Here is a 25800-nt window from a genome sequence, read left to right as displayed (position 1 = left end):
TTATTTTTGCCTAAAATCTTTAAGAGAATGATAACGATATTATCAGCATTTTGGCCGTTTTACCAGTTCCTTTGGACTATATTCTTCATTACTATGTTCTTAGTAGGATTCTGGTGTATTTTTATGTTCTTCGGATTAGTAATCCCAATGTGGCTAACTGAAGGTTTGAAAGAGTATTTCGGAAAAGTAAAGCCTTTCGATCCTGAAGACATCAGAAGAAAGCTTGTTTCTGAGCAGGAAGGTGTAGAAGTTATCTATAGCGAGCCTAAAGGAAACGGACCTTTCCTTCACGATCACGGACATCATCATTAATTGATTGTCATTGCTTTTTCACCTGAATTCTGAAAAAGTAATATCAAAGCAAAACAACATATATAAAACCGCTTAATTCGTTAGGCGGTTTTTCTATTTATTATTCCTGAGGCTTTCCGGAGATACTCCAAATTTCTTTTTAAAAGCCCGTGTAAAGTTCTGGAGATATTCATAACCGCATTCAATAGCGATCTCTTTGATCATAATCTCTTTGTCAGTAATCAGTTTCCTCGCTTTCAGCATTCGGAGTTCCGATATATAATGAGCAATCGTTGTATGATAGTAGGCCTTGAATTCCTTTCTGATCATATTCTGATTCATTCCGATATACTTTCCGATCTCTTCCGCTTTTATATTTCTGTGGTAATTTTCATCAATGAATTTCCTGATCATTTCAGGCGTTTTTGGTGTGGATTCCAAAATATTTTTCTCATTGAACTGTTCAAAAATCAAAATCAGAAGCTTAATAATCTTGGCTTCTATAAATAATTTCTGCATGATTCCTTTCTTGGTATATCCTAGAATTTCCTTTACAATCATATGCATTTCAACCGTCATATCCGGTGGTGTTTCTTTGTGAAGGAAGATGAAGTTATTATGGGTCATGTTTTCCAGAATTTCTGCATTCTCGCGGTTGAGATCCGGATTGATGAGGTTGAAAACATATTGATAATTGATCTGAATCTGGAGATATTTAAGAACTTCCTGGTTTTCCGTCCATAGTTCAGCGACATTTTCTTTGGGCGAGTAATGAAGAATGTATTGGTTTTTCTTAAATGAAAATTGGGTTCCGCAGTCATGAGCTTCCAAATTGATTCCCTCACTCAGCAGAAAAAGAAGATTAAAACTTGCCTTCCCTTCCAACATGTGAGATTTGAAGGATTGATCAGGGCACAGATCTTCCTGCATGATGATTTTGATGTCTTCGGATCTGAACAAAAGTCCACTTTTAGATGATTTCCTCATGCAACACATTTTTACAGCCATGGTACAACTACTTAAGGTAAAAGTCCTTCGCAGGATAACCAAAAGTTCAGAAATGATAACTCGGGGTTAATTATGTGAGGTACTTTTGCGCAAAATTAAATTAAATTTAGAATAATTAAAAATAATATTTTATATGTTTAGAGATTTACATTTTGCAATACAGAAAATCAGAACGGGATTAACGTTGCTGATTATCGCCGGAAGCTGCTTGTATGCTCAGCAATGGGAAAATGTTGGAGGCATTCAGGATGTATCAGCAGGAGGAAGTAGTTTTAACAATTTAGTTATAGACAACTCAGGAAATTATTATCTGTCATATTATGATGTTTCCGTAGCCAGAGGTTCTGTTCAGAAATTTAACGGGAGTTCATGGTCATATTTAGGAGGAAGTGCGGGAGTTACAGCAGGAACGGCAACTTACAGTTCACTGTCTATAAGTCCTAATGGAAACAGTCTTTATTATACAAACCAGCTTGGTTATCCTGATTCCGGAATGGAAGTACGTTTGTTTACGGGGTCTTTATGGTCTCAACTTCCGAATGCTACAGACAGTTCTGTAAATTATCAGGCTTCTGCAGTTTCTTCTGATAATATTATATTCACTTATGGATCTTATGGTTCAGGAACGGTAAAAAGATATTTTGGAGGAACCTGGGAGCAGGTAGGAAATGCCGGCTTTTCAGGAGGTGCTGAATTTGCTGAAATGGTTATCGGAACCAATAATATGGTGTATACGTGTAATGTTTCCGGAGGTTTAAAAGTGTATCAAAACAGCACTGGTGCAGATTCTTCACAAAACTGGAGTCTGGTAGGAGGTGCTGCTGCAGATGCTTCTTCTTCAGGAGAACAGTACAACGCCGATATTGCTTTGGATGGATCTAATACGATCTATGTAGCCTATGTTTCAAACTCAGGAGGAGGAAAAAAAGTGAATGTTAAAAAATTTGACGGTAACTCTTGGGTTCAGGTTGGAAATGCTAATTTTTCAGAAGGAAAAGTTCAGCATGTTGCCTTAGCTGTGACGGAATCCGGGAAACCGTATGTCGTTGCCAGCCGTTTTGAAAATGACAATTTCCTTAGAAATACGGTTTATAAATTAGATGATTCTCAAAACTGGGTTGCTTTTGGAGGTGATTTTGTTTCAGATGGTGAGGCAAAATACAATGATCTTGCTATAGATAAAGCGCATAACTATCTTGTTCTTGCTTATTCTGACAATACCACAAAAGTGAAAAGAATTTCTCTGACACTGAATCCTCAGACATGCAGCAATACGGACCCGGGAACCAATGTGGGTGATGTAGGCTGTGTAAGTTTTATGTATCGTGGTCAGCAGGTTGCTTATACTACTGTAAGAGGAGCAGACGGAAAAATATGGCTTCAGCAGAATCTGGGAAGTACACAGGTAGCTTCATCAGTAGCCGATGCGAACGCATATGGAGACCTTTTCCAATGGGGAAGATGGGATGACGGCCACCAGCTTAGAAATTCACAGACAGCGCAAGCACCTTCATCCAATACTCCCGAAGGAATTGCAGCGGCTGGAGGAGTGTATATTGCAGGATCTCCGGCATGGTGGGCGGGTTTTGCAAGTTCAGATACATGGGCTGGTACATCAGTGGCAGACGTTAATGCATCCGCTGGGGTAGATCCTTGTAAAGCGATCGGAACAGACTGGAAAATGCCTTCTCAGGCAGATTGGGCTGCTTTGGTAGGGGCTGAAGGTATTGGTAATCCGGCAACTGCTTACAGCAGCAATCTTAAATTACCGGCAGGAGGAAACAGAAGTTCCAGTAATGGCGACTTTAGTTTTGTAGGACAAAGAGGATATTTCTGGAGTTCAGATACATCAAGTTTAGGAGCGAAATATTTATATATCGGATCCACTATTGCCAACCCATCAGCCGGAGGAATGAGAGGTCAGGGGTCTTCAGTAAGATGTATTAAACCGACATCTTCTTTAGGTACTTCAGACATTAAGCTGAATAATGTAGTAATAGGAATGTATCCCAACCCGACAAAAGGAATTCTTACTGTTAAATCAGACTCCGCGATTGACAAAGTGAACGTTATCAATGCGGTAGGGCAAAGAATGAATGTACAGTTCTCAGATAATCAAATCAATATGACTGAACTTTCTTCAGGGTTATATATCGTAGAATTAAAATTAAAGAATGGACAATCCGTTTCTAAAAAGATTATAAAAGACTAACTGAATTTCTATAACAAAGATTTTCGTCCAAAAAATAGTTCATTACAATTACTTTTATTGGGAGGCTCATGAAAATTTCATGAGTCTTTTTTTATTTTATTTTTTCCCGGAAAATTGAAATATTTGATGAAGACTGGACAAGAATAGTCACTATGAAGAAAAATTTATACTATATTCGATAAAAAATAAGAAATGAAAAAACTTTATTCCGTTGTTTTTCTGTTGATTGCAATGGCAGTTTTTGGGCAGATCAATTACTCCATCAGCCCGAATCCATTCAATGAAACCGATGCCGTAACCCTTACTGTTCCCGGAGATCAGATTGATGAGTCGGCATGGGGCGTGTCTAATAATGCCATTTATATCTGGACATGGTCTTTTGATACTAATTATCAGAACAGTCAGGACTGTCCTACCAATGGCAGCTGGAACAACTCCAATGACCTGAATAAACTAAATTATAATGCTGCTACAGACAGCTATTCACTTACTTTTACCCCGACTTCTTTTTTCGGAAGAACAGGAATCGGGAGGTTCGGGTTTTTATTAAAAGATAAAACAGGATCTCATCAGAGCTCACCGGACATTTTTGTAAATGTGGGCACTTTAAGCTTAAATCTTACCAATCCTCTGGCTAATAGCCTGACTTCTGTTCCGGCAGGAAACTCTATTAATATTACGGCTACCACAAATAACAATGCAACATTTCAGTTAAAAGCAAACGGAACTGTTGTCAACTCTACAACAACTCCTTCACAATCCTATTCTTACAGTTATACGGTTACTCAGGATGCCAGCATGGAACTTGTTGCCACAGAGGGAGTTAATTCTAAAACTGCGACATTCATTTTACAGGTTCCGAGAAATGTAGTTGCTGAAGCCATTCCAAACTGGATTAAACAGGGGATTAATTATCATCCGACAGATCAGACCAAAGTAGGACTTGCGTTATATGCGCCTGGCAAAAGCTTTGTACATGTCATTGGAAGTTTTAATAACTGGGCGGTGAATGATACTTATTTAATGAAAAAAGATACCACAAACCCTGATCTTTATTGGATTGAGCTCAATGGGATTACGCCTCAGCAGCTCTATACTTTTCAGTACAGAACGAATGATCTGAGAAAAGTGGCAGACCCTTATTCACCCCAGATCTTATCTTCTTATGATGATCCGTGGATCTCAGCTTCTACCTATCCGAATTTACCTGCATTTCCTGCCGGACAAGGTTTTGAAGTTTCAACATTTAAAACGGGGCAGACAGCCTATAACTGGCAGACAACCAGTTTTCAGAGACCCGCGAAAGAAGATCTGGTGGTCTACGAATTATTATTGAGAGATTTTACACAGGAAAAGAACTGGCAGTCTCTGATCAATAAAATTTCTTATTTAAAAAATCTAAAGATCAATGCAATAGAATTACTTCCCATCATGGAATTTGACGGAAACCTTTCCTGGGGATACAATACTTCTTTCCATTATGCATTGGACAAAGCTTATGGAACCCCCGAAAAATTCAAAGAATTTGTAGATATCTGCCACCAGAACGGAATTGCAGTTATTCTGGACGTCGCATTTAACCATGCAACAGGACGTTCTCCTCTGGTAAGGCTTTGGAATGTAGATACTGATGGAGACGGTTACGGGGATGTTGCTCCAAACAATCCTTATTTCAATCAGGTCCCGAAACATTCATACAATGTATTTAACGATTTTAATCATACAAGCCTTTCAACTCAATATTACGTTGAAAGATGTCTTCAACAATGGCTGACAGAATATCACATTGACGGATTCCGCTGGGATTTAACAAAAGGATTTACCCAAAGCTGCTCCGAAAATGATGAAGCATGCACCAACGCTTATCAGCAGGACAGAGTGGATATCATGAAACATTATGCAGACAGACAGTGGGCAATCGATCCCAATTCTTACATGATTTTTGAGCATCTGGGAACGGATGCAGAAGAACAGCAATGGGCAAACTACAGGGTAGCAGAGGGAAAAGGAGTGATGCTTTGGAATAAACAAACGGAGCCTTATAACCAGAATACCATGGGATATAAAGACAACAGTAATTATGACAGAATGAACCATAGTCTTCATGGGTTTACCAATATGCGTGCTGTAGGGTACGGAGAAAGTCATGATGAAGAAAGATTGATGTTTAAAAATCTTGCATATGGTGCTGCGAACGGTAGCTATGACGTTAAAAACCTTAATACAGCTCTTGAAAGAATGAAAACTTTCGGTGCGACATTCTTTACTATTCCAGGTCCGAAAATGATCTGGCAGTTTGGGGAATTAGGATATGAATTCAGTATCAACAGATGTGCTGACGGTACTATCAATAACGGGTGCAGAACGGATGAAAAGCCTGTTGCATTTACTTTAAACTATGATACCAACGTAAACAGAAAAGCTGTATATGATATATGGGCTAAAATAATCACGATCAGAAATACCCATCAGATTTTTAAAACTAAAACGTACAGTATAGAATCCAATAATCTGATTAATGATCCGGACGGATTGATCACAAGAATTTATCTCTATGATTCGGCTATTACAACCGGGATAAAAAATGTTGTCGTACTGGCCAATTATGATATATCTGCAAAAAATGTTGTTCCTTTCTTTCCTTACACAGGGCAATGGCAGAATCTCATGGATGACAGTATTTCGAATATCGCCTCTACCACGGCTCCGATAACTTTACAGCCAGGAGAATTCAGGATTTTCGGGAATTATGGAGGTGCACTGTCAACAACAGATCCAAATACTGTAAATAAATTATCACTTCAGATCGCTGATAATCCAATACAAAACGGAGTGGCGAAATTAATTTTTAATAAAGCAAAAAACGGAGAAATTTTGATTTTTGATATGACGGGTAAAAAACTGGATTCATTCAAACTGAATAAAGAAAACGGAACTTATGAAATGAAAGTCAGTTATCCTGCAGGAACTTATCTGGTGCAGTTGAAATCGGAAACCGGAATTGCCATTCAAAAGATGATAATCAGATAAAAACAAATTATGAAGTTGTTTAGACTTAAAAATGTAGGATATATTGAAACCATTAAGAAGGATTTAAGAAATAAAGTGTAGTTAAGATGAATCATTCTGATTTTTAAGCTTAAGGCGAAGCTTATCTTAATACTCTTATCGCCTTACTATAATCTTAATGTTTCAAAAATAAAACTTTAAACAAGTTCTATAAAATAATAAAAGGCAAATTTGCAGTGTAGCAGATTTGCCTTTTTTGTCTATTTAAAAAAATAGTCTACTTTTGCAGTAGATTTATCAAGAAAGGTGGAGGGATTTGGCCCAAAGAAACCTTAGCAACCTGCACGATTCGAGAAGTGTAAAGGTGCTAATTCCAACCCTGAGGGGGAGATAAGCGAAGTCAATATTCTTATATGAATTCCATTTCTTGAAGTCTTGTATATCTGCGGAAAAATCCGTCAGACTGTAATTATTAATTGGCAAGAACAAAAATGAAAAAATTAAGTACAGCTGTATTATTGCTTGGGGCAATTTTGGTTGCTGCTCAGGAGAATGAGGAGAAAGGAAAACAAATAGAAGATATTGTTATCGTTGGAAACCGTAATGTAAAAAGAACAAAACTGGAAACACCGGTTCCTGTAGATGTTATCAATATTGACAAAATTCAAAGGAGTTCTCCGCAAATGACTGCTCAGGATCTTCTGAATTATGTTATCCCATCGTTTAATTCCGTAAGACAGTCTGCTTCTGATGGTACGGAACATATTGATCCTGTAACCTTAAGAGGAATGGGCCCTGATCAGGTTCTCGTATTGCTGAACGGGAAAAGAAGACACACCACTTCTTTAGTCAATTATCAGAATACCGTGGGGAATGGCTCTGTAGGAACAGATCTGAGTACAATTCCTGTTATTGCTATTGATAGGATAGAAGTGTTAAGGGACGGAGCTGCAGCACAATACGGTTCTGATGCCATTGCAGGAGTGATCAATATTATTCTTAAAAAAAATACGGGAGCCTCAGCAAGTCTTACGTATGGATTGACCGGGAGAAATGATGGAGATACCTATCAGGCAGGAGCCAATTATGGTACTTCATTAGGAAAAAAAGAGGGTTATATCAACCTTTCTCTACAATTAAGCCACAGAGGAAAAACCACAAGAACTCAAAATCACGATCTAGATATTTTCGGAGATAATTTCGCTTACGCCTTTGCAAATGATCCTGAAGCGGCAAGAGCTGCAGATGATGCGAAGATTAAGGAGCGGGGATTGTCACGTGATGATTTCAATTTCCAGATTGGAGATGCGCAGATCAGGCAGGGACAGTTGTTTTTCAATGCAGAATATCCTTTTAACGATCAATTTAAAATCTATTCTTTCGGAGGTTTTAGTATCAAAGAAGGAAAAGGCTTTGGTTTCAGAAGACTGCCGAGCGAAACATCCAATGTGGTTTCATCCATTTATCCGAACGGCTTTCAGGCAACTCTTGGATCTCAGGTATATGATATTTCCTATGCTGTAGGAGCAAAATATAATGTCAATGATTGGGTATTAGATCTAAGCAACACATTCGGAAGTAATACCTTCAATTATAATGTAAGCAATACCAATAATGCTTCTCTCGGGGTAAAATCGCCAACCCGGTTTTATGCAGGAGCCCATAGTTTTCTTCAGAATACCGTGAATCTTGATGTTTCCAAAAGTATAAACCGTTTCAATATCGCATTTGGGGGAGAATTCAGGTTTGAACAATACCAGATCAAACCAGGGGATGAAGCTTCTTATACCCAATATGATATCAATGGAAATGTAGCTACAGAAGGGTCAACAGTATTGGGTGCGGGTGGATCTCAATCTTTTATCGGGTTTTCTCCAAACAATACCTTGAAAAAAGACAGACACTCAACTGCTGTGTATGCGGATGTTTCCTATGATTTAGATAAAAAATTAAATATTGACGCCGCTGCCAGATTTGAAAATTATTCAGATTTCGGAAATACGTTGAATGGAAAGCTTGCCGTTCGATATGAGTTCGTAAAAAATTATGCAATAAGAGCTGCCGTTGGAACAGGATTCAGGGCACCTTCCCTTCAGCAGCAGTATTTCAATAATTCATATGCGGATATTTCTACTTCAGGCTCAAAGATTGTTACCAAAGGAATATTCAGTAACGATAGCGAAGCCGCCAGAATTCTGGGATTTGATAAACTCAAACAGGAAACTTCTGTCAACGCGAGTGCGGGATTTACCCTGAAACCTTTACACAATTTAACGGTCGCTATAGATGGATACTGGATTAAAGTGAAAGACAGAATTGTGATTACCAGTAATATAACAGACCCAAGACTAGACCAGTTTAAGGTGGAAAGCGGAAGGTTCTTCGCCAATGCCATTGATACAGAAACGAAAGGAGTAGATGTAGTGGTTTCTTATGACTGGATTCTTGGTAACGGAAAATTAAATATGAATCTTGCCGGAAATTATACAGAAACTAAAATTACAGACTTTCATTTTCCGGAAAACTTAGGAACTCCTCAAAATCAGTTTTTTGGTCCGGATCAGATCAATATCATTGAAACACTGTCTCCAAAAACAAAAGCTTCATTTGGATTAAATTATGGAATCGGGAAGTTCAATTTTCTCGTGAGAAATACCTATTTTGGTAAAGTAATAAGAGATGGTTATCCATTTGGAGGCGTTCAGGAATTCTCCCCAAAAGTAGTTACGGACATCAGTATTGGATATGATATCACAAAAAGTATAAACTTTACAGTAGGGGCCAACAATGTATTTGATGTTTTTCCGGATCGCCAGATTTATGAAAATTCATACTATGGAGTATTCAAATATGCGCCAGTTCAGATGGGAACACTGGGGAATTATTTCTTCGGAAGGTTTAATTTTAATTTTTAATCATTAAATGAGTACTACCTCACATCAGATTGGCTGGAAAACAGCAGCAGCCATCGTCGTTTCCAATATGATAGGAACAGGGATTTTTACAACCCTGGGATTTCAGTTATCCGATATTACCAATACCTACAGTATTTTCCTGTTATGGAGCATTGGAGGAATTCTCGCCTTATTCGGGGCTTTTTGCTATGCCGAATTAGGCTCACATTTCAAAGGAAACGGAGGTGATTTTATCTATCTTAAAGAAACCTATCATCCGCTGTTCGGATATCTGATAAGCTGGGTTTCACTCATCATCGGATTTTCCTCTCCGGTTGCGCTGGCTGCACTGGCAATGTCGAAATACCTTTCTGTATTCAATTATTCTTTTGGAAATGGGTTTGCAATTGCCGCTATTTTTCTGGTAGCAGTGGCATTGTCATTCAGTTTAAAAACATCCAGTAGGTTTCATAACTTTTTTACATTCATCAAGATAGCCTTTATTATTGTACTGGTTATTCTGGGAGTTGGGCTTTCAGAATCTACACAGATTGGCAACAGTCTGAATTTCAGTGGCAGCTGGCAGAATGAGATCATGCTTCCTGCCTTTGCTACGTCTCTGGTGTTTGTTACCTATTCTTATACAGGCTGGAATTCTGCTTCCTACATCGCAGGAGAAATAAAAGACGTCCAGAAAAACCTTCCCAAATCTTTGATCATTGGAACTATTTTCGTGACGATAAGCTATATTTTGGTGAATTATATTATGCTGAAACATGCTCCTGTGAGTCAGTTGGCAGGAAAAGAAGACGTAATGGGGGAAGCTGCTGTCAATATGCTGGGGCCTATCTTTGGAAAGATTGTCAATATTTTTATTGCGCTGCAGCTGGTTGCAACAATTAGCGGATATTTATGGGTAGGTTCAAGATTGACACAGGCTTTTGCAAAACATACTTACATCTGGAAACCGTTATCAGCGGGTAATGCAAGAGGAATTCCCGTAAGAGCTATTTTTGCCCATGCAGTTATTGCTGTGGTTATTATTCTCACCGGAAGTTTTAAAGAAATCTTTGTTTACACAGCCTTTATTTTACAGCTTTTTGCAAGTCTGGCGATTTCTACCGTATTCTTCCTGAAGAAAAAAGACAGGAAAATTTTTAAATCCAATGCTTTCCATATTTTTCCAGCCGTTTTTCTATTGTTCAGTATCTATATTCTCTATTTTACATTTATTCATAATCCTAAAGAAAGTCTTATAGGAGTAGGAATTATTGCTGTAGGAATTATTTTATATTGGGTTGACAGGAGACTTTCCAAACAACATCAAAACAAACCTTAATGGCATAGAAAGGTTAATATACAATTGATAAATTCACCTTTTTACAGTTTAGCCCTCTTTATCCCTAATGCTCAAAAATTTATGATGCTCAGTAATTTTAATTTTGAATTAATAATCCTTATCTTTGCACCCACAAAATTTCTACAATGTCTAAATCATTAATTCCAAAATTAGAAGCTATAAAACAAAGATATAATGAGGTTGCAGACCTTATTATACAGCCTGATGTCATTTCAGACCAAAAAAGATATTCTTCTTTGAACAAAGAATATAGTGATTTGGGAAAAATTGTAAGAGTTTACGATCAGTATAAGGGAGCACTGGACAGTATTGAAGAATCTGAAGAAATTATTGCAGACGGTTCAGACAGAGATTTGGTAGATCTTGCTAAAGAAGAAAAGCTGGAAGCTCAGGCTAAACTTCCAGGATTGGAAGAAGAGCTGAAAGTATTACTGATCCCTAAAGATCCTGCTGACGACAAAAACGTTATTGTGGAATTACGTGCCGGGACAGGTGGTGATGAAGCCGCTATTTTTGTAGAGGACGTGTACAGAATGTATACCATGTATTTTAAAACAAAAGGATGGAGACATGAGGTAACAGACTCTAACGAAGCTGCCAAAGGATACAAGGAATTGATCATGAAAGTGGAAGGAGAAGGCGTTTACGGAATCATGAAATTCGAATCCGGAGTTCACCGTGTACAGCGTGTACCTGAAACAGAATCTCAGGGAAGAGTACATACTTCTGCCATTACAATTGCTGTTCTTCCGGAAGCTGAAGAAGTAGATTTTGAACTGAATCCTGCTGATATTGAAATGCAGACATCCCGTTCAGGAGGTGCCGGAGGTCAGAACGTAAACAAAGTTGAAACGAAAGTTCAGCTTACCCACAAACCTTCAGGGATGGTAGTGGTATGTCAACAGGCTCGTTCTCAGTTAGCTAACCGTGAACTGGCAATGGAGATGCTAAGAACAAAATTATACGATATCGAATTGCAGAAAGTACAGGGAGATATTGCTGCACAACGTAAATCTATGGTTTCTACCGGTGACCGTTCTGCAAAAATTAAAACATACAATTACCCTCAGGGAAGAGTTACAGATCATAGAATCAACAAGTCTATGTATAATCTGGATGCTTACATGAATGGAGATATTTCTGAAATGATTGATGCCGTAATCATGGCAGAAAATGCAGAGAAAATGAAGGGGGAAGAAGAAAATTATTAAAATTAAAAACAAAATAAGAATAAAGCCTCTGATCCTTCAGGGGCTTTGTTTTTTCAAATAACTAAACATAAAAATATTAACTATGAAAAACTACAAAATTATTTTACTGCTGCTTACCATGATAGGGCAGCATCTTATGGCTCAAACTGAAGTGAAGAAGCCCAAAGAAGCCTTCGAATTATTTTTCGGAACTTTTGTGAATAATGATGAAGCGGCGTTGAATAAACTGAATGATTACTTAAAACCAACAGTGGAAGGACAGAATGCTTACCAGGTAGATTTTAAAGAAACGTCAAAAGAAATGATGGATGGGAGTGTAGAGAATTTTCTGTCTGCTTTCCCTAAGGCAACGGCTGCAGCATGTAAAAAAGAAGCGGAGGAGTACTTTACCGCAATGTTTGGGAATTTTAAAACAGGAAAACTGACAATTAAAAATGTAAAAGTTGTCCCGAATGAATATATTGAAGGACAAAAAATTGCAGAAATAAGTTATTCCGTAAGCTTCCTGGTTCCCTCAAAATTAACTTCCGGACCCAAGGGTGATCTCAATAAAATAAAAGCAGAAGACCTTAAGAAATATTTGATTCAGGCGGTTCAGGACTTCAAAAATGCTGATAAAACAGTAACAACCGATCAGAATTTTAATCTTTATGAACTTAAAGAAGGCGATAAAATATACTACTGGAACGGAAGTCCCGATGAGATTGTTACCAATCTTACGGATTTCTATTTTGAAAGCTTCGGAGCCAATGAATAGTTGAAAAATATTCCATTAAAGAATAAAGAGTCCCAATATAAAGGGACTTTTTTTATTTCACATACTTTACGTATTTTTGAGAAAAACCGATCAGTATGAATTTTAAACCTATATTGTTAACCGCTGGAGTGTTGTTTTCAGCATCTTTTTATTCTCAGAAAATGAATTACCCTAAAGCATTAAAAGGAAGTCAGACAGATACCTATTTTGGAACTGCTGTTTCTGATCCTTTCAGAGATCTGGAAAACGATTCTGAACCTACAAAAAAATGGGTAGATGAAGAAGTAGCTTACAGTCAGAATTATCTTTCTAAAATTCCGTTCAGGGATAAAATTAAAAATCAGTTGAAGGAAATCTGGAACTATGAAAAAATTTCAGCACCTTTCAAAGAAGGAGATTATACCTATTATTATAAAAATGATGGTTTGCAGGCGCAGTCTGTTTTGTACAGAACAAACAACAAGACCAATGCTACAGAAGTATTTTTAGATCCTAATAAATTTTCGGAAAAAGGAACAACTTCTCTTTCCAATCTTTCATTCAATAAAAAAGGAAACCTTGCGGCTTACTCTATTTCTGAAGGAGGAAGTGACTGGAACAAGATCATCATCATCGATGCTGTTACCAAAAAACAAATTGATGAGACTTTACTGGATGTGAAATTCAGTGGAATTTCATGGCAGGGAGATGAAGGATTCTATTATTCAAGCTACGACAAGCCGAAAGAAGGAACTGTGCTTTCCGGTATGACAGACAAGCATAAAGTATATTTTCATAAATTAGGTACAAAACAGTCTGAAGATAAATTGATCTTCGGAGGAGATAAAACGCCAAGAAGATATTTGGGGGCCGGAGTTTCTGAAGATCAGAGATATCTGATTATTTCTGCCGCTAACGCTACGAATGGTAATGAATTGTACATCAAAGACCTTCAGAAAGGAGGAGATTTCGTACAGATTGTAAACGGATTTGATATCAATGCCAGCATTGTAGATACACAAGGTGATGATCTTTTCATTTTTACAGATAAAGATGCTCCGAATATGCGTCTTGTAAAAACTACGATAAGCAATCCTGCTCCGGCAACATGGAAGGATGTCATTCCACAAACTGAAAATGTGTTAGGAATTTCTTCAGGAGGTGGATATTTCTTTGCAACCTATATGATTGATGCCATAGATCAGGTAAAACAATTTGATAAGGCTGGAAAACTGATCAGAGAAATTACATTGCCGGGTAAAGGAAATATTTCAGGATTCGGTGGAAAAGAAAAAGAGAAAGATGTTTATTTTTCTTTCAGCAATTATATTACACCGGGAACTACTTATAAATTCAATGTAGATTCAGGGAAATCTGAAGTCTATCAAAAACCTAAGGTGAAGTTTAATCCGGACGATTATGTTTCAGAACAGGTATTCTATACTTCAAAAGACGGCACGAAAGTTCCTATGATGATCAATTATAAAAAAGGAACTAAGCTTGATGGTAAAAACCCTACGATCTTATACTCTTATGGAGGTTTTAACATCAGCTTACAGCCATCATTCTCCGTAGTAAACGCGATCTGGATGGAAAATGGAGGTATTTACGCTGTTCCAAACATTCGTGGTGGCGGTGAGTATGGTAAAAAATGGCACGATGCCGGAACAAAACAGCAAAAGAAAAATGTCTTTGAGGACTTTATTGCTGCAGGAGAATATCTTCAGAGCAAAGGGTATACTTCAAAACAATACATGGCGCTTTCAGGAAGATCAAACGGAGGTTTGCTGGTAGGTGCAACCATGACAATGAGACCGGATCTGGCAAGAGTAGCCTTCCCGGGAGTTGGTGTTTTGGATATGTTGAGGTATAATAAATTTACAGCCGGAGCAGGATGGTCTTATGACTACGGTACTGCAGAAGACAGTAAAGAAATGTTTGAATATCTTAAATCTTATTCTCCCGTACACAATGTAAAAGCAGGAACTTGCTACCCATCAACAATGATCATCACTAGTGATCATGATGACAGAGTTGTTCCGGCACACTCATTCAAATTTGGAGCAGAACTTCAGGAGAAGCAGGCATGTAAAAATCCTATTCTTTTGAGGATTGAAAAGAATGCAGGACACGGAGCCGGAAGAGCTACAGATCAGGTAATTAGTGAAAATGCAGATCTTATATCATTTGCTTTATTTGAGATGGGAATAAAGAAATAATTGTAAAAAGTATAATATTTAAAAAAACAGTCGATTTTGTTTAAAATTGACTGTTTTTTTTATGTGGTTGTGTTTATAATTCTTATTTTTATGGCGGATATTTAAAGTTTATTAATTCTAAATTAATTAAGTAATTATGAAAAAGAGAATTTTACTAGTTTGTGCATTGGCTGCTGGGTTGTCCAGCTTTAATGCACAGAGGTGGGAACCAGCCTCCCAAAGGACATCACAAATCAGAAAAGAAGTAGAAGTTCAGTATTCTTACAGATTTGATTTGCAGTCGCTTAGAAACATTTTAAAAGATGCTGTAGAAACAGGAAAAGGCGCTCAGGCTGTTATTGTATCTCTTCCTACAGCGGAAGGAAAGATTGAAAAGTTTGCGGTATATAGTGATCCTGTTATGGAAAAATCTATGGCAGACAGATATCAATTAGGATCTTATATAGGAGTAGGGGTTGATGATCCGGGTAAATATGTAAGATTCAGTACTGCACCTACTGAAATGCAGTCAATGATTATAAAAGACGGGAAATTCCAGTTTATAGAACCTATTACTACAGACAAGCAGGTGTATGGAGTTTTTTATAAAACGAAAAGAACAGATGCTGATCATGGCTTTGAATGTACTACAGAAGAGAAAAGCTTAAAAGATATAAAGTCTTTAGAAGCTTTCGGGAAAAAAAATCTTTCTAATCTAGGAATTACAAACAGACCGGCAAGTACAAAATACAGGACGTATAGATTAGCTCTTTCTACTACAGGAGAATATACAAAGAAATTTGATCCGTCTGGAGGAACAGCCAATACGGTTACTCAGATGAATGCTACGATGACCCGTGTAAACGGTATTTTCCAGAAAGATTTTGCAATTAAGCTTATTATTCAGGATCTTCCGAATATTATTTTCACTGATTCCACAACAGACCCTTATACTGGAAATTTAAATCTAAATCTTCAGCAAACTTTAACAAGCCTGGTTGGAAATGCTAATTACGATATGGGACACGTTTTCAATGCCTCAGGAGGTAATGGAAATGCTGGATCTATCGGATCTACATGTGTTGATCCTGCAACAGCTACTTCATTAGCAAAAGGATCTGCATTTACACAGAATACAAACCCGGTAGGAGATTCTTTCGATATAGATTATGTTGCTCATGAAATGGGACATCAGCTGGGAGGTAACCATACATTCTCGCATGTTTCAGAAGGTTCAGGGGTAAACATAGAACCAGGTGGGGGAACTACCATAATGGGATATGCAGGAATCACAGGAGATAATGTTCAGGATTTTACAGACGCTTATTTCCATTATTCTTCTATTAATCAGGTTCTTAATAGTTTAGACAGCAAACCTGGATGTGGAACATCAGAAAATATTACAACAAATACCGCTCCGGTAATTTCAGCTCTTCCTGCTTACAGTATTCCAAAAGGAACAGCATATTATTTGGATGCTTCAGCTACAGATACTGATCCTATTAAATATACATGGGAACAGTATGATAGTGTGGATTCTTACAACTCTATCTCAGGAGACAGCGGTTGGGGGTATAATGCTCAGGGAGCTTTAACAAGATCTTATTTTGGTACAGCAAGTGGAAGAAGATACTTCCCAAGTCTTCCTGTAGTAATGGGAGGATCTTTAACTGATAAAACTAAATGGGAAACTGTTTCTTATATTCCAAGAGTACTTAAATATGCAGTCACTGTTAGAGATGAGAATGCTGCTAAACCTATGCTGGTATCTGCTGAAACTACGGTAACTGTTACCAATGACGGGCCTTTCAAATTTAATGGTCTTATTGATAATACTACATTATACAATAATGCAACTAATACAATTTCATGGGATGTAGCGAATACCAATGTGGCACCTTATAATGCAGCTAATGTAAAAATTGAATATACAACAGATCTTGTTAACGGATCAGCATGGACGGAACTTGTTGCGTCTACCCCTAATACGGGAAGCTATACGGCTCAAATGCCTTCCGGTTTAACAGGTCCTATTAAATTGAGAATTTCTGCCATTGGAAATGTATTCTATGCGGTGTCTCCTAAGGTTATAGTGGGAACTGCTCCTACTTCAACTACAGATGCTCCAACAGGGGTAGGTTCAATAGCTTCAGGAATTTTGAAAACATCCGCTACGATTGGATGGAATAGTGTTCCAGGTGCTACCTATGCTGTTAAATATAGAAAATTGGGAGAGACTAACTGGACAAATGCTACCAGCACTACTAATTTTGTATTGTTGAACTCTCTTGAAGATGAGACTAACTATGAGTTTCAGGTGGCTGCAGTAGTGAACACTGTTCCAGGAACATTCTCTTCTACTTATGCATTCAAAACAAAAGGGTTAAGAACTGGTTCAGACTATTGTTTAATGACAACCGGTGGAAATAGCTTTGCAAGCTTTAGCTTTAACAGTGGTTTAGCTCAATTAAACTTAGCTAACCTGGCTTATTCTCAATTAACATATAAAACTATTTTCAGTACATATCAGGATTTTACTGAAGATGTAACTAAACAAGTTAATTTAGTTAAAGGAACACAATATACACTATCTTATTTCAATGTTGGTAACACAGCAGGTTACAATGACAAAATGGAAGTTTGGATTGACTTTAACAGAAATGGAGTTTTTGAAGCTTCAGAGAAAATAGGGACTAAGACTACTGTTCCTCCTGCAAATGGACAATATACAGGAACTATGGTATTTACTGTTCCTGCTACTGCCTATGCTGGAGACAAACTCCTAAGAATGAGAGTAGCAAATACTTTCTTTAATGCTGCTACAGGGCCGTGCGGTAGCCCGTCAGTTCCTGTACAGGGAGGAGGCGTTATTTCACAAGGTTCATTCAAGGATTTCTCTGTGAAAATTTCAGAAACCCTTGCTGTAAATGAAACAAAAGATGTAAAATCAACTGAAATTTCAATTTACCCGAACCCTGCAGATACTTTCGTAGAAGTGAAAAACCTTAAAGGTAAGGCAGATTACAAAATCTATACTGCTGACGGAAGATTAGCTCAGGAAGGTCAGATTGATGGACAAAGAATTAATGTTGCTTCATTAATCAAAGGAATGTATGTGATCACGATAAAAGATGACAAAAACACTTACAATACGAAGCTTATCAAAAAATAAGCAGACGATATAACAATAAGAAAGGCCGGGCATTTGTCCGGCCTTTTTCTTTTGCTAAATTTAAGTAAAACAGAACGTTAACAGAAGTTTCATGTTTCGTTCAAAAAAATTAACTTTACGGAGACAAAAATAATTGGAATGCGAAAGACAATTTCTGTGAAAAAACCGGATTTTAATGTATTACCTCAGGAAAGAGAGATTTACAATTTTGAAAAAGACGGGCTTGAACTCAAATCTTCCTATGAGAAAAAAGATGTAAAAGATGAATCATTAACGCAGACTTCTCCAGGAATTGCTCCTTATCTGAGAGGACCGTATTCTACGATGTATGTACAGAAACCTTGGACGGTTCGTCAATATGCAGGGTTCTCTACTGCCGAAGAATCCAACGCTTTTTACAGAAGAAATCTTGCCGCAGGTCAGAAAGGACTTTCAGTGGCATTTGACTTGGCAACACACCGAGGATATGATTCTGATCACTCAAGAGTGGTGGGTGACGTAGGAAAAGCAGGAGTTGCCATTGACTCTGTGGAAGACATGAAAATCCTTTTCAATGAAATCCCACTGGACCAGATTTCAGTATCCATGACCATGAATGGGGCGGTACTTCCTATTTTGTCTTTCTATATTGTAGCAGCAGAAGAGCAGGGAGTAAAACAGGAACTGCTTTCAGGAACCATTCAAAATGATATTCTGAAGGAGTTCATGGTAAGAAATACCTACATCTATCCGCCGGCACCTTCCATGAAGATTATCGCAGATATTTTTGAATATACTTCGCAAAATATTCCAAAATTCAACTCCATTTCTATTTCCGGATACCATATGCAGGAAGCGGGTGCCACACCGGTACTTGAAATGGCGTATACGCTGGCCGATGGTCTTGAATATGTAAGAACAGGAATAAAAGCAGGAATGAATGTAGACGATTTTGCTCCAAGACTATCTTTCTTCTGGGCAATCGGCATGAATCATTTCATGGAAATTGCTAAAATGCGTGCTGCAAGATATATCTGGGCAACCCTTTTAAAACAGTTTAATCCTCAGAACCCAAAATCTCTTGCATTAAGAACCCACTCTCAGACGTCCGGATGGTCTCTGACAGAGCAGGAACCATTCAATAATATTACAAGAACAGCCATTGAAGCTTTGTCTTCAGCTTTAGGAGGAACACAGTCTCTCCACACCAATGCACTGGACGAAGCCATTGCTCTTCCTACAGATTATTCAGCAAAAATTGCAAGAAATACACAAATCATTCTTCAGCAGGAAAGCGGAATATGTGATGTGGTAGATCCGATGGGAGGAAGTAACCTGGTGGAAAGCCTTACTCAGCAAATGATCGAAGAAGCAATGAGGTACATCGATGAGGTAGAGCAGGAAGGAGGAATGACCAAAGCTATCGAAGCCGGAATCCCCAAAATGAGAATTGAAGAAGCTGCAGCCAAAAAACAAGCGAAGATCGATAGCGGGGAAGAGTTCATTATTGGAGTGAATTCATTCAAATCCTCATTAAAACAGGATCAGATAGAAATCTTAGACATTGATAATACAGAAGTTCGCAGAAAGCAGATCGAAAGGCTGAATACCATTAAAGCAGAACGAAATACTGACGCTGTAGAACAGATCCTGAATGAAATCCGTGAAAGCGCAAAAACAGGAAAAGGAAACCTTCTGGCATTATGTATCGAAGCCGCAAGAAGAAGAGTTACTCTTGGCGAAATGAGCGATGCCATGGAAGAAACCTTTGGAAGATATAAAGCAAATATTAAAACAATCTCTGGTGTATACGCAATGAATGCCGGTAAAAACGAATACTTTGAAAAAGCCCTTCATCTGACTCAGAAATTTGAAGAAGAAGAAGGACGACGCCCAAGGCTTATGGTTGCCAAAATGGGACAGGACGGTCATGACAGAGGAGCAAAAGTAGTAGCCACAGCATTTGCCGATATGGGATTTGATGTGGATGTAGCTCCGTTGTTTCAGACACCGGAAGAAGTGGCTAAACAGGCTGTGGAAAATGATATTCACATTTTAGGAGTATCATCATTGGCTGCCGGACACAAAACATTAGTTCCGCAGGTAGTGGAAGAATTATCTAAATTAGGTGCGGATGATATCACCATCGTTGTAGGAGGTGTAATTCCTCAGCAGGACTATGAATTCCTTTATGCCAACGGTGCAGATTTTATTTTCGGACCTGGAACCAACCTTCCGAAATGTGCAGTGGAAATCTTAGAAAGATTTTTAGAAAAATAAACAGAAAAGCTTTAATTTCAAGTTGAAATTAAAACACAACCTATGAATCTGAAAAATATAATAAAGCCTACGAGGAAAAAACTGTTTCTTCTCGTAGGCTTATTTCTTCTCGCTGGCGTTGTCCTGTTAGCTTCAGTGAAGAAAAATGTATCCATACAAAGCTCGAAGATCATTGCAGATACTTCCTTGGTTAAAAAGCATTTGACAGTACTTACCCAAACGCCACAGTTTAGAAACCATAAAAATATAGACCAGCTGAATGCGGTTGCAGACTATATTCATCAGACTTTTAATGTCTATGGTGACAGTACCGCCTATCAGGAATATAAAGTGGATGGAAAAATATATAAGAATGTCATCTCTTCTTTTGGAACTGAAAACAAGAAACGAATCATTATAGGAGCTCATTACGATGTTTGTGGAGACCAGCAGGGTGCAGATGATAATGCAACCGGAGTTACAGCTCTTTTGGAGTTGGCAAGAATGCTTAAAGGACAAAAGCTGAAGTACAGAATAGATCTTGTAGCCTACACATTGGAAGAACCCCCTTATTTCAGAACTGAAAACATGGGAAGCTATGTTCATGCAAAATATTTAAAAGACAACAAGATCGATGTCTATGGGATGGCCAGTGTAGAAATGATTGGATATTTCAGAGATGAAAAGGGATCACAGAGCTTTCCTTTAGGGATACTTTCATGGTTTTACGGTGATAAAGGAGACTTTATTACTTTAGCTAAAAAGTTCAGTGGGGCAGGTCCGTTTGTAAAAAACTTTATTAGCAATTTTAAAGGTTCAGAGCAGATAAAAACAGAAACCTTCTCAGCTCCAAAATTTGTAGCAGGAATAGACTTTTCCGATCATCTCAATTATTGGAATTTTGATTTTCCCGCACTCATGATCACTGATTCATCTTTTTTCAGAAATAAAAATTATCACGAACCCACTGATACTCTGGAAACCCTAGATACAAAGAGAATGACAAAGGTTATTGACGCCATTTTTCTCAGTATTATTAACCTTAGGTGAAAAAAATATTTTGATTCTCAGAAAAATTTATATATTTGCACCTGAAAATCAAGTTTAACCAATTAAAAAGCGACGAAGCAATGTTCAAAACAAAACAGAATTCTACAGTTGGATTGCCACTTATGGTGGTAAGGCTTCGCGGTTTGGTACATTCTTAGAATAATAGTACAATACAATATCAAAACCCGAAGTCGTAAAGATTTCGGGTTTTTTATTGCGCAATATTTCAAACTCCCAGGTTTACCCGAAATCTTTTTTAGTGTCATTTCGAACGAGGAGAAGGAATCTCAATATGCAGAACTTTCTCATCAGTTCATAACATTCATCTTGTCATTCTGACGGAGGAAGAATCTATTTCTTTTCCCGTTAAAAATGATAAATATTAAGTCAACTAACTGTTTAGTTGAGCGAGAATTAATGGAAAATGATAACCTTCTGTTTTTCCGTCTGAGAAGCATGAGAAGCAGGAAAAGAACAATTAGAAAAGATGTAGAAAAGCAGATAAGAAAAAAATATCAACGTAGTGATGAACTTTGGGATATCAGACGAAATACCCCATGGATTCCTTTGGATAAACCTTATCAAAGAGGATTTGTAAGATTCTTTGCGGTAAGGGAAGATGTATTAAGATCCAAAGACGGAGAATTCTTTGAAGGAATATTGAAGAAGATTAATACATACATGTATTCAGAAAGCCGACAGTTTTTAAAAAAGAAAAGAAAATTTGGGCGAAGAATATATGTAGAAAGAGTACAGAAACTCGAACATATCTCTTCATATTCCTGGAATGACCCAAAGCTGGGACTTACTCCAAGGGAAAGACAGTATTTTCTGAAACAGGAAGAATATTGTCCTGCCCGGAAGACTTATGTGCCTTACTACGAATTTACTGAACCCTGGAGATTTATCCTGCGTATAAGACCCAATATGATTACCCACTATAAACCTGTAGACTTTGAATTGGAAAAAGAATGTGCAGAGCTGGAAGATTATTTGGGACAGCATAAAATTGTAGGAATTATCCATAAAAAAATTTATGGCAGGTCATATCCATGGAGAAGAAAAAGAGAAGATATTCCACTTATCAAAAGCAGGAAATATATTACCTGCACTATGTCTGCAACAGAGATTGCAGAAAGCTTACAGGACTTATGAGTCCAACTGTTATTTAAAACAAAAACAATGGGAAATTTAAAACTAAAAGGAAAAGATATATTAAAACTGGGCTATCCAAATAACCAAAGCGTAAACGTAGCATTGGAAGTCATGAAAAGAAATTTTGCAACGAAAAATATTCACCACGTAAAATCTCTTTTAAAAGAAATCCTGCTGAATCCGGAGGAATTTGAAAAAGATCTCACCTTCGGACAAATCGCAGAAACCCTGCTTTCATCCAAAAAAACTGAAAAAAGAATGTTGAATTCACAGCGTGCTTCATTTCATATTTTTGGTAACAATATCTCAGAAGAGGCAAAAAATCAGTTATACACTGCTTTGAAACTGCCTGTTTCTATTCGGGGAGCATTAATGCCTGATGCCCACAGTGGGTACGGACTTCCAATAGGAGGAGTTCTGGCGGTGGAAAATGCAGTAATTCCTTACGGAGTAGGAATGGATATAGGATGCAGAATGAGCCTCAGTATTCTGGATACACCCATTTCATATCTTGAAGGAGCAAGAGATAAATATGAAAAAGCTCTTGCAGAACATACAAAATTCGGAATGTATGAAACGCACAAATCTCACATAGATCATGAGATTTTTGAAAGAGATACATTCGATATGATCCCTATCTTAAGAAGACTAAAGGGAAAAGCAATCAAACAGATGGGATCCTCAGGCGGAGGAAATCATTTTGTAGAATTCGGAGAAGTAGAAATCACTGAAGAAGACGAGCAGATTGGCCTTCCAAAAGGAAAATACCTGGGAATCCTTTCTCACAGTGGCTCAAGAGGTCTCGGAGCAGAGATTGCCCAATATTACTCAAGAGTGGCTGCAGAACAGTGTCCATTACCAAAAGAAGCGCAAAACTTCGCCTGGCTGGATCTGAGTACACACCTGGGACTGGAATACTGGACGGCCATGAATCTTGCCGGAGATTATGCTTCGGCCTGTCATGATGATATTCACAGAAGGCTGGTAAAAGCAGTCGGTGGAAGAGTAAAAGCCAGAATTGAAAATCATCACAACTTTGCATGGAAAGAAATCCATAACGGCAAAGAAGTGATTGTTCACCGCAAAGGAGCAACACCTGCCAATGAAAATGAGCTTGGAATGATTCCAGGATCCATGACAGCGAAAGGATTTATCGTTCGCGGAAAAGGAAATCCGGAATCACTGAACTCAGCATCTCATGGAGCGGGAAGAGCCTATTCAAGGGGAGAATGCAGAAGCCTTTTCACTCAGCATGATATTAAAAAAGAATTAAAGCTTAAAAATGTCACACTGATGGGTGGAAACGCAGAAGAAGCACCAATGGCCTACAAAGACATCAATGAAGTAATGAATGCACAGAGTGAACTGGTAGACATCCTGGGAACATTCCAGCCGAGAATTGTGAGAATGGACAGATAATTTGGTTGATTGTTTATAGTTGTCAGTTGAAAATACTGAACTGTCAGCTATAAACCTTCAGCTTTTAACTTAAAAACAAAGAAATGGGAGCACCACATAACATAAAAAGATACGGTGAAGTCTGGCCGGAGTTCAGAATCCGGTGGGGACTCGAAATTTTGAATATATTAAAAGATAAAATCATTATCTCAGGTGGCTGGGCATGGCATTTTATGTCAGAAAAAGGACATACGGAATACAAGCATGCTCACGACCACAAGGATATTGATGTTTTTGTAAAGAAAGAAAATGTCGCAGAAGTCGTTATCATTCTTCAGCAGGAAGGATTTCAGAAAGTCTGGACCCGATATGATCATCTGCCGAGTGAAGAAAATTTTCGCAGGTATGAGAAAACGGTAGAATTGGAAAATGATAAGTTTCACAGAATTACCATTGATTTCTTCGAAAGAGATGATTTTGAAACCATCGAAGCCAATGGTTTTACCGTTGTGAAACCTGATATTTTACTTTCATTTTACAGAAATATTCACTCCAGCGACAAATGCTGGGCAGTAATGGCTGCAAAAGATTTATTACAAAAGGGAATAGATCCTGTTGGACACCCTTTATTAAGCAAAATGCCAACATAAAATGGAAAAATTAATACAGATCACTTCAGGAAGAGGGCCTTTAGAATGCCAATGGGTAGCAGCCAAGGTCCTGAAGACCTTTATTGAAGAGGCAAAACAAAATACAATAGATTACGAAATCATTCATCGTGAAAACGGTGATGAAAACCTGACATTAAAATCAGTAACCCTGCTTTTAAAAGGAAAAGAGGTAAACCTGTTTTTAAAAAACTGGCTGGGAAGCGTTTGCTGGATAGGAAAAAGTACTTTCAGAAAACTGCATAAAAGAAGCAATTGGTTTATCGGAATTTTTGAACTGGAAGATGTAAAAATGATTGATTTCAATGAAAAAGATATCCGGTTTCAGACCGCGAGAAGCCAAGGGAGTGGTGGACAAAATGTAAACAAAGTAAATACTGCCGTTCGTGCCACTTATATTCCTACTAACGAAACTGTTTTTGTGCAGGATTCCCGTTCACAGCTGGAAAATAAAAAACTATCCGTTATCAGATTAAAAGAAAAGGTAATGGCAGTTTATATACAACAGCTGGAAAGAAAACTGAAAGACACCTGGTCTCTTCAGATGCAGATAGAACGTGGAAATCCGGTTCGCACATTTTCAGGAACAGATTTTAAAAAGAATTACGAAGACAGGACATTCAAAAAACAAAGGAATGCCTTGAAAAATGAACTCAAAAACTACAAAAATGACCTTAACTAAAAGTAAATATTATTTTGAAGCATTAGATTATTTTCCATTCAATCTTTCCGAATGTATGGATGCTCTGAACTATGCTCTGTCTTATGAACCTGAAGATGCAGACAGCCTTTGTCTGATGGGAAGAGTATATTCCGAAGAACTGAAGGATTATGAAACGGCAAAGAAGTACTTTGATGAAGCCATGCAGAGTAACATTGGTAATGTCAATACTCCCAAATATTATATTGAATGTCTTTTGAATAATGAAGATTATAAAGAAGCAGAAAAATTGATAGCATTTGCCTTAGAGCTCAAAGGAATTGATAAATCGGAAATCCTGAACTGTCTGTCTCTTTTGCATGAAAGAAACTTTGAGTATAAACAGGCTCTAGGAACGCTGAAAGAAGCTAAAAAATTTGCTTACAACAGGGCTGCGCTTGAAATACTTGAAGACCGGGAAAAACTGGTTAAAGGAAAGGTAACCAGAACAAGAACTATAAAAAAGACGGAATAATCTGTTTTTGACTTTTGTCATTCTG

General features: G+C 37.7%; 17 protein-coding genes and 1 riboswitch. Of the genes, 16 read left to right on the top strand and 1 reads right to left on the bottom strand.

Annotated features, from left to right (window positions below):
* Window positions 1–27: 27 nt before the first annotated feature.
* Window positions 28–312, top strand: coding sequence for a hypothetical protein (locus tag CHRYMOREF3P_RS12960; protein WP_172625768.1), 285 nt, complete (start codon window positions 28–30; stop codon window positions 310–312).
* A gap of 93 nt (window positions 313–405) precedes the next feature.
* Here the strand turns inward: CHRYMOREF3P_RS12960 and CHRYMOREF3P_RS12955 are convergent, their stop codons facing one another.
* A complete protein-coding gene (locus tag CHRYMOREF3P_RS12955) occupies window positions 406–1278 on the bottom strand; it encodes a helix-turn-helix domain-containing protein (RefSeq protein WP_175627303.1) in 873 nt (290 codons plus the stop codon).
* Between the two features lie 154 nt (window positions 1279–1432).
* Here CHRYMOREF3P_RS12955 and CHRYMOREF3P_RS12950 point away from each other — a divergent pair, with 154 nt between their 5' ends.
* The 15 genes from CHRYMOREF3P_RS12950 to CHRYMOREF3P_RS12880 all read left to right on the top strand — a co-directional run bounded on the left by CHRYMOREF3P_RS12950 (window position 1433) and on the right by CHRYMOREF3P_RS12880 (window position 25775).
* Complete coding sequence (locus tag CHRYMOREF3P_RS12950; RefSeq protein WP_180564792.1) at window positions 1433–3511, top strand: T9SS type A sorting domain-containing protein; 2079 nt, start codon at window positions 1433–1435, stop codon at window positions 3509–3511.
* A gap of 192 nt (window positions 3512–3703) precedes the next feature.
* Window positions 3704–6541, top strand: coding sequence for an alpha-amylase family glycosyl hydrolase (locus CHRYMOREF3P_RS12945; protein ID WP_180564791.1), 2838 nt, complete (start codon window positions 3704–3706; stop codon window positions 6539–6541).
* A 270-nt stretch (window positions 6542–6811) separates the two neighbouring features.
* Window positions 6812–6917: riboswitch (SAM riboswitch) on the top strand.
* Between the two features lie 94 nt (window positions 6918–7011).
* Window positions 7012–9435 (top strand): TonB-dependent receptor plug domain-containing protein, encoded by a 2424-nt coding sequence (locus CHRYMOREF3P_RS12940; protein WP_180564790.1) that lies wholly within the window; start codon window positions 7012–7014, stop codon window positions 9433–9435.
* A 7-nt stretch (window positions 9436–9442) separates the two neighbouring features.
* Window positions 9443–10753: an APC family permease gene (locus CHRYMOREF3P_RS12935; protein ID WP_180564789.1), complete on the top strand. Its 1311-nt coding sequence runs from the start codon at window positions 9443–9445 to the stop codon at window positions 10751–10753.
* A 146-nt stretch (window positions 10754–10899) separates the two neighbouring features.
* Entirely contained in the window at window positions 10900–11985 is a 1086-nt protein-coding gene (gene prfA, locus CHRYMOREF3P_RS12930; protein ID WP_077419437.1) for a peptide chain release factor 1, read from the top strand.
* A gap of 82 nt (window positions 11986–12067) precedes the next feature.
* Window positions 12068–12742 carry a hypothetical protein gene (locus tag CHRYMOREF3P_RS12925; RefSeq protein WP_180564788.1) on the top strand — a complete coding sequence of 225 codons (675 nt, stop codon included), beginning with the start codon at window positions 12068–12070 and terminating at the stop codon, window positions 12740–12742.
* 95 nt (window positions 12743–12837) lie between these two features.
* On the top strand, window positions 12838–14940 hold the full coding sequence (locus CHRYMOREF3P_RS12920) for a prolyl oligopeptidase family serine peptidase (protein ID WP_077419439.1): 2103 nt from the start codon (window positions 12838–12840) through the stop codon (window positions 14938–14940).
* Between the two features lie 136 nt (window positions 14941–15076).
* Complete coding sequence (locus tag CHRYMOREF3P_RS12915) at window positions 15077–18091, top strand: reprolysin-like metallopeptidase (RefSeq protein WP_180564787.1); 3015 nt, start codon at window positions 15077–15079, stop codon at window positions 18089–18091.
* A gap of 138 nt (window positions 18092–18229) precedes the next feature.
* Window positions 18230–20350 carry a methylmalonyl-CoA mutase gene (gene scpA, locus CHRYMOREF3P_RS12910; protein WP_077419441.1) on the top strand — a complete coding sequence of 707 codons (2121 nt, stop codon included), beginning with the start codon at window positions 18230–18232 and terminating at the stop codon, window positions 20348–20350.
* Between the two features lie 42 nt (window positions 20351–20392).
* Window positions 20393–21379, top strand: coding sequence for a M28 family peptidase (locus CHRYMOREF3P_RS12905; RefSeq protein WP_180564786.1), 987 nt, complete (start codon window positions 20393–20395; stop codon window positions 21377–21379).
* Window positions 21380–21796: 417 nt separating this feature from the next.
* A complete protein-coding gene (locus tag CHRYMOREF3P_RS12900; RefSeq protein ID WP_077419443.1) occupies window positions 21797–22534 on the top strand; it encodes a hypothetical protein in 738 nt (245 codons plus the stop codon).
* Window positions 22535–22561: 27 nt separating this feature from the next.
* On the top strand, window positions 22562–23953 hold the full coding sequence (locus tag CHRYMOREF3P_RS12895; protein WP_180564785.1) for an RtcB family protein: 1392 nt from the start codon (window positions 22562–22564) through the stop codon (window positions 23951–23953).
* Between the two features lie 83 nt (window positions 23954–24036).
* On the top strand, window positions 24037–24582 hold the full coding sequence (locus CHRYMOREF3P_RS12890) for a hypothetical protein (protein ID WP_180564784.1): 546 nt from the start codon (window positions 24037–24039) through the stop codon (window positions 24580–24582).
* A 1-nt stretch (window position 24583) separates the two neighbouring features.
* Window positions 24584–25282, top strand: a complete 699-nt coding sequence (gene prfH, locus CHRYMOREF3P_RS12885) for a peptide chain release factor H (RefSeq protein WP_180564783.1) — start codon at window positions 24584–24586, stop codon at window positions 25280–25282.
* Window positions 25269–25775 (top strand): tetratricopeptide repeat protein, encoded by a 507-nt coding sequence (locus tag CHRYMOREF3P_RS12880; RefSeq protein WP_180564782.1) that lies wholly within the window; start codon window positions 25269–25271, stop codon window positions 25773–25775. The genes prfH and CHRYMOREF3P_RS12880 overlap by 14 nt, the downstream gene beginning before the upstream one ends.
* Window positions 25776–25800 lie beyond the last annotated feature (25 nt).

Origin of the sequence: Chryseobacterium sp. JV274, assembly GCF_903969135.1 — a bacterium.
Lineage (GTDB): Bacteria > Bacteroidota > Bacteroidia > Flavobacteriales > Weeksellaceae > Chryseobacterium.
This window is presented reverse-complemented; position numbering and strand designations above follow the sequence as displayed.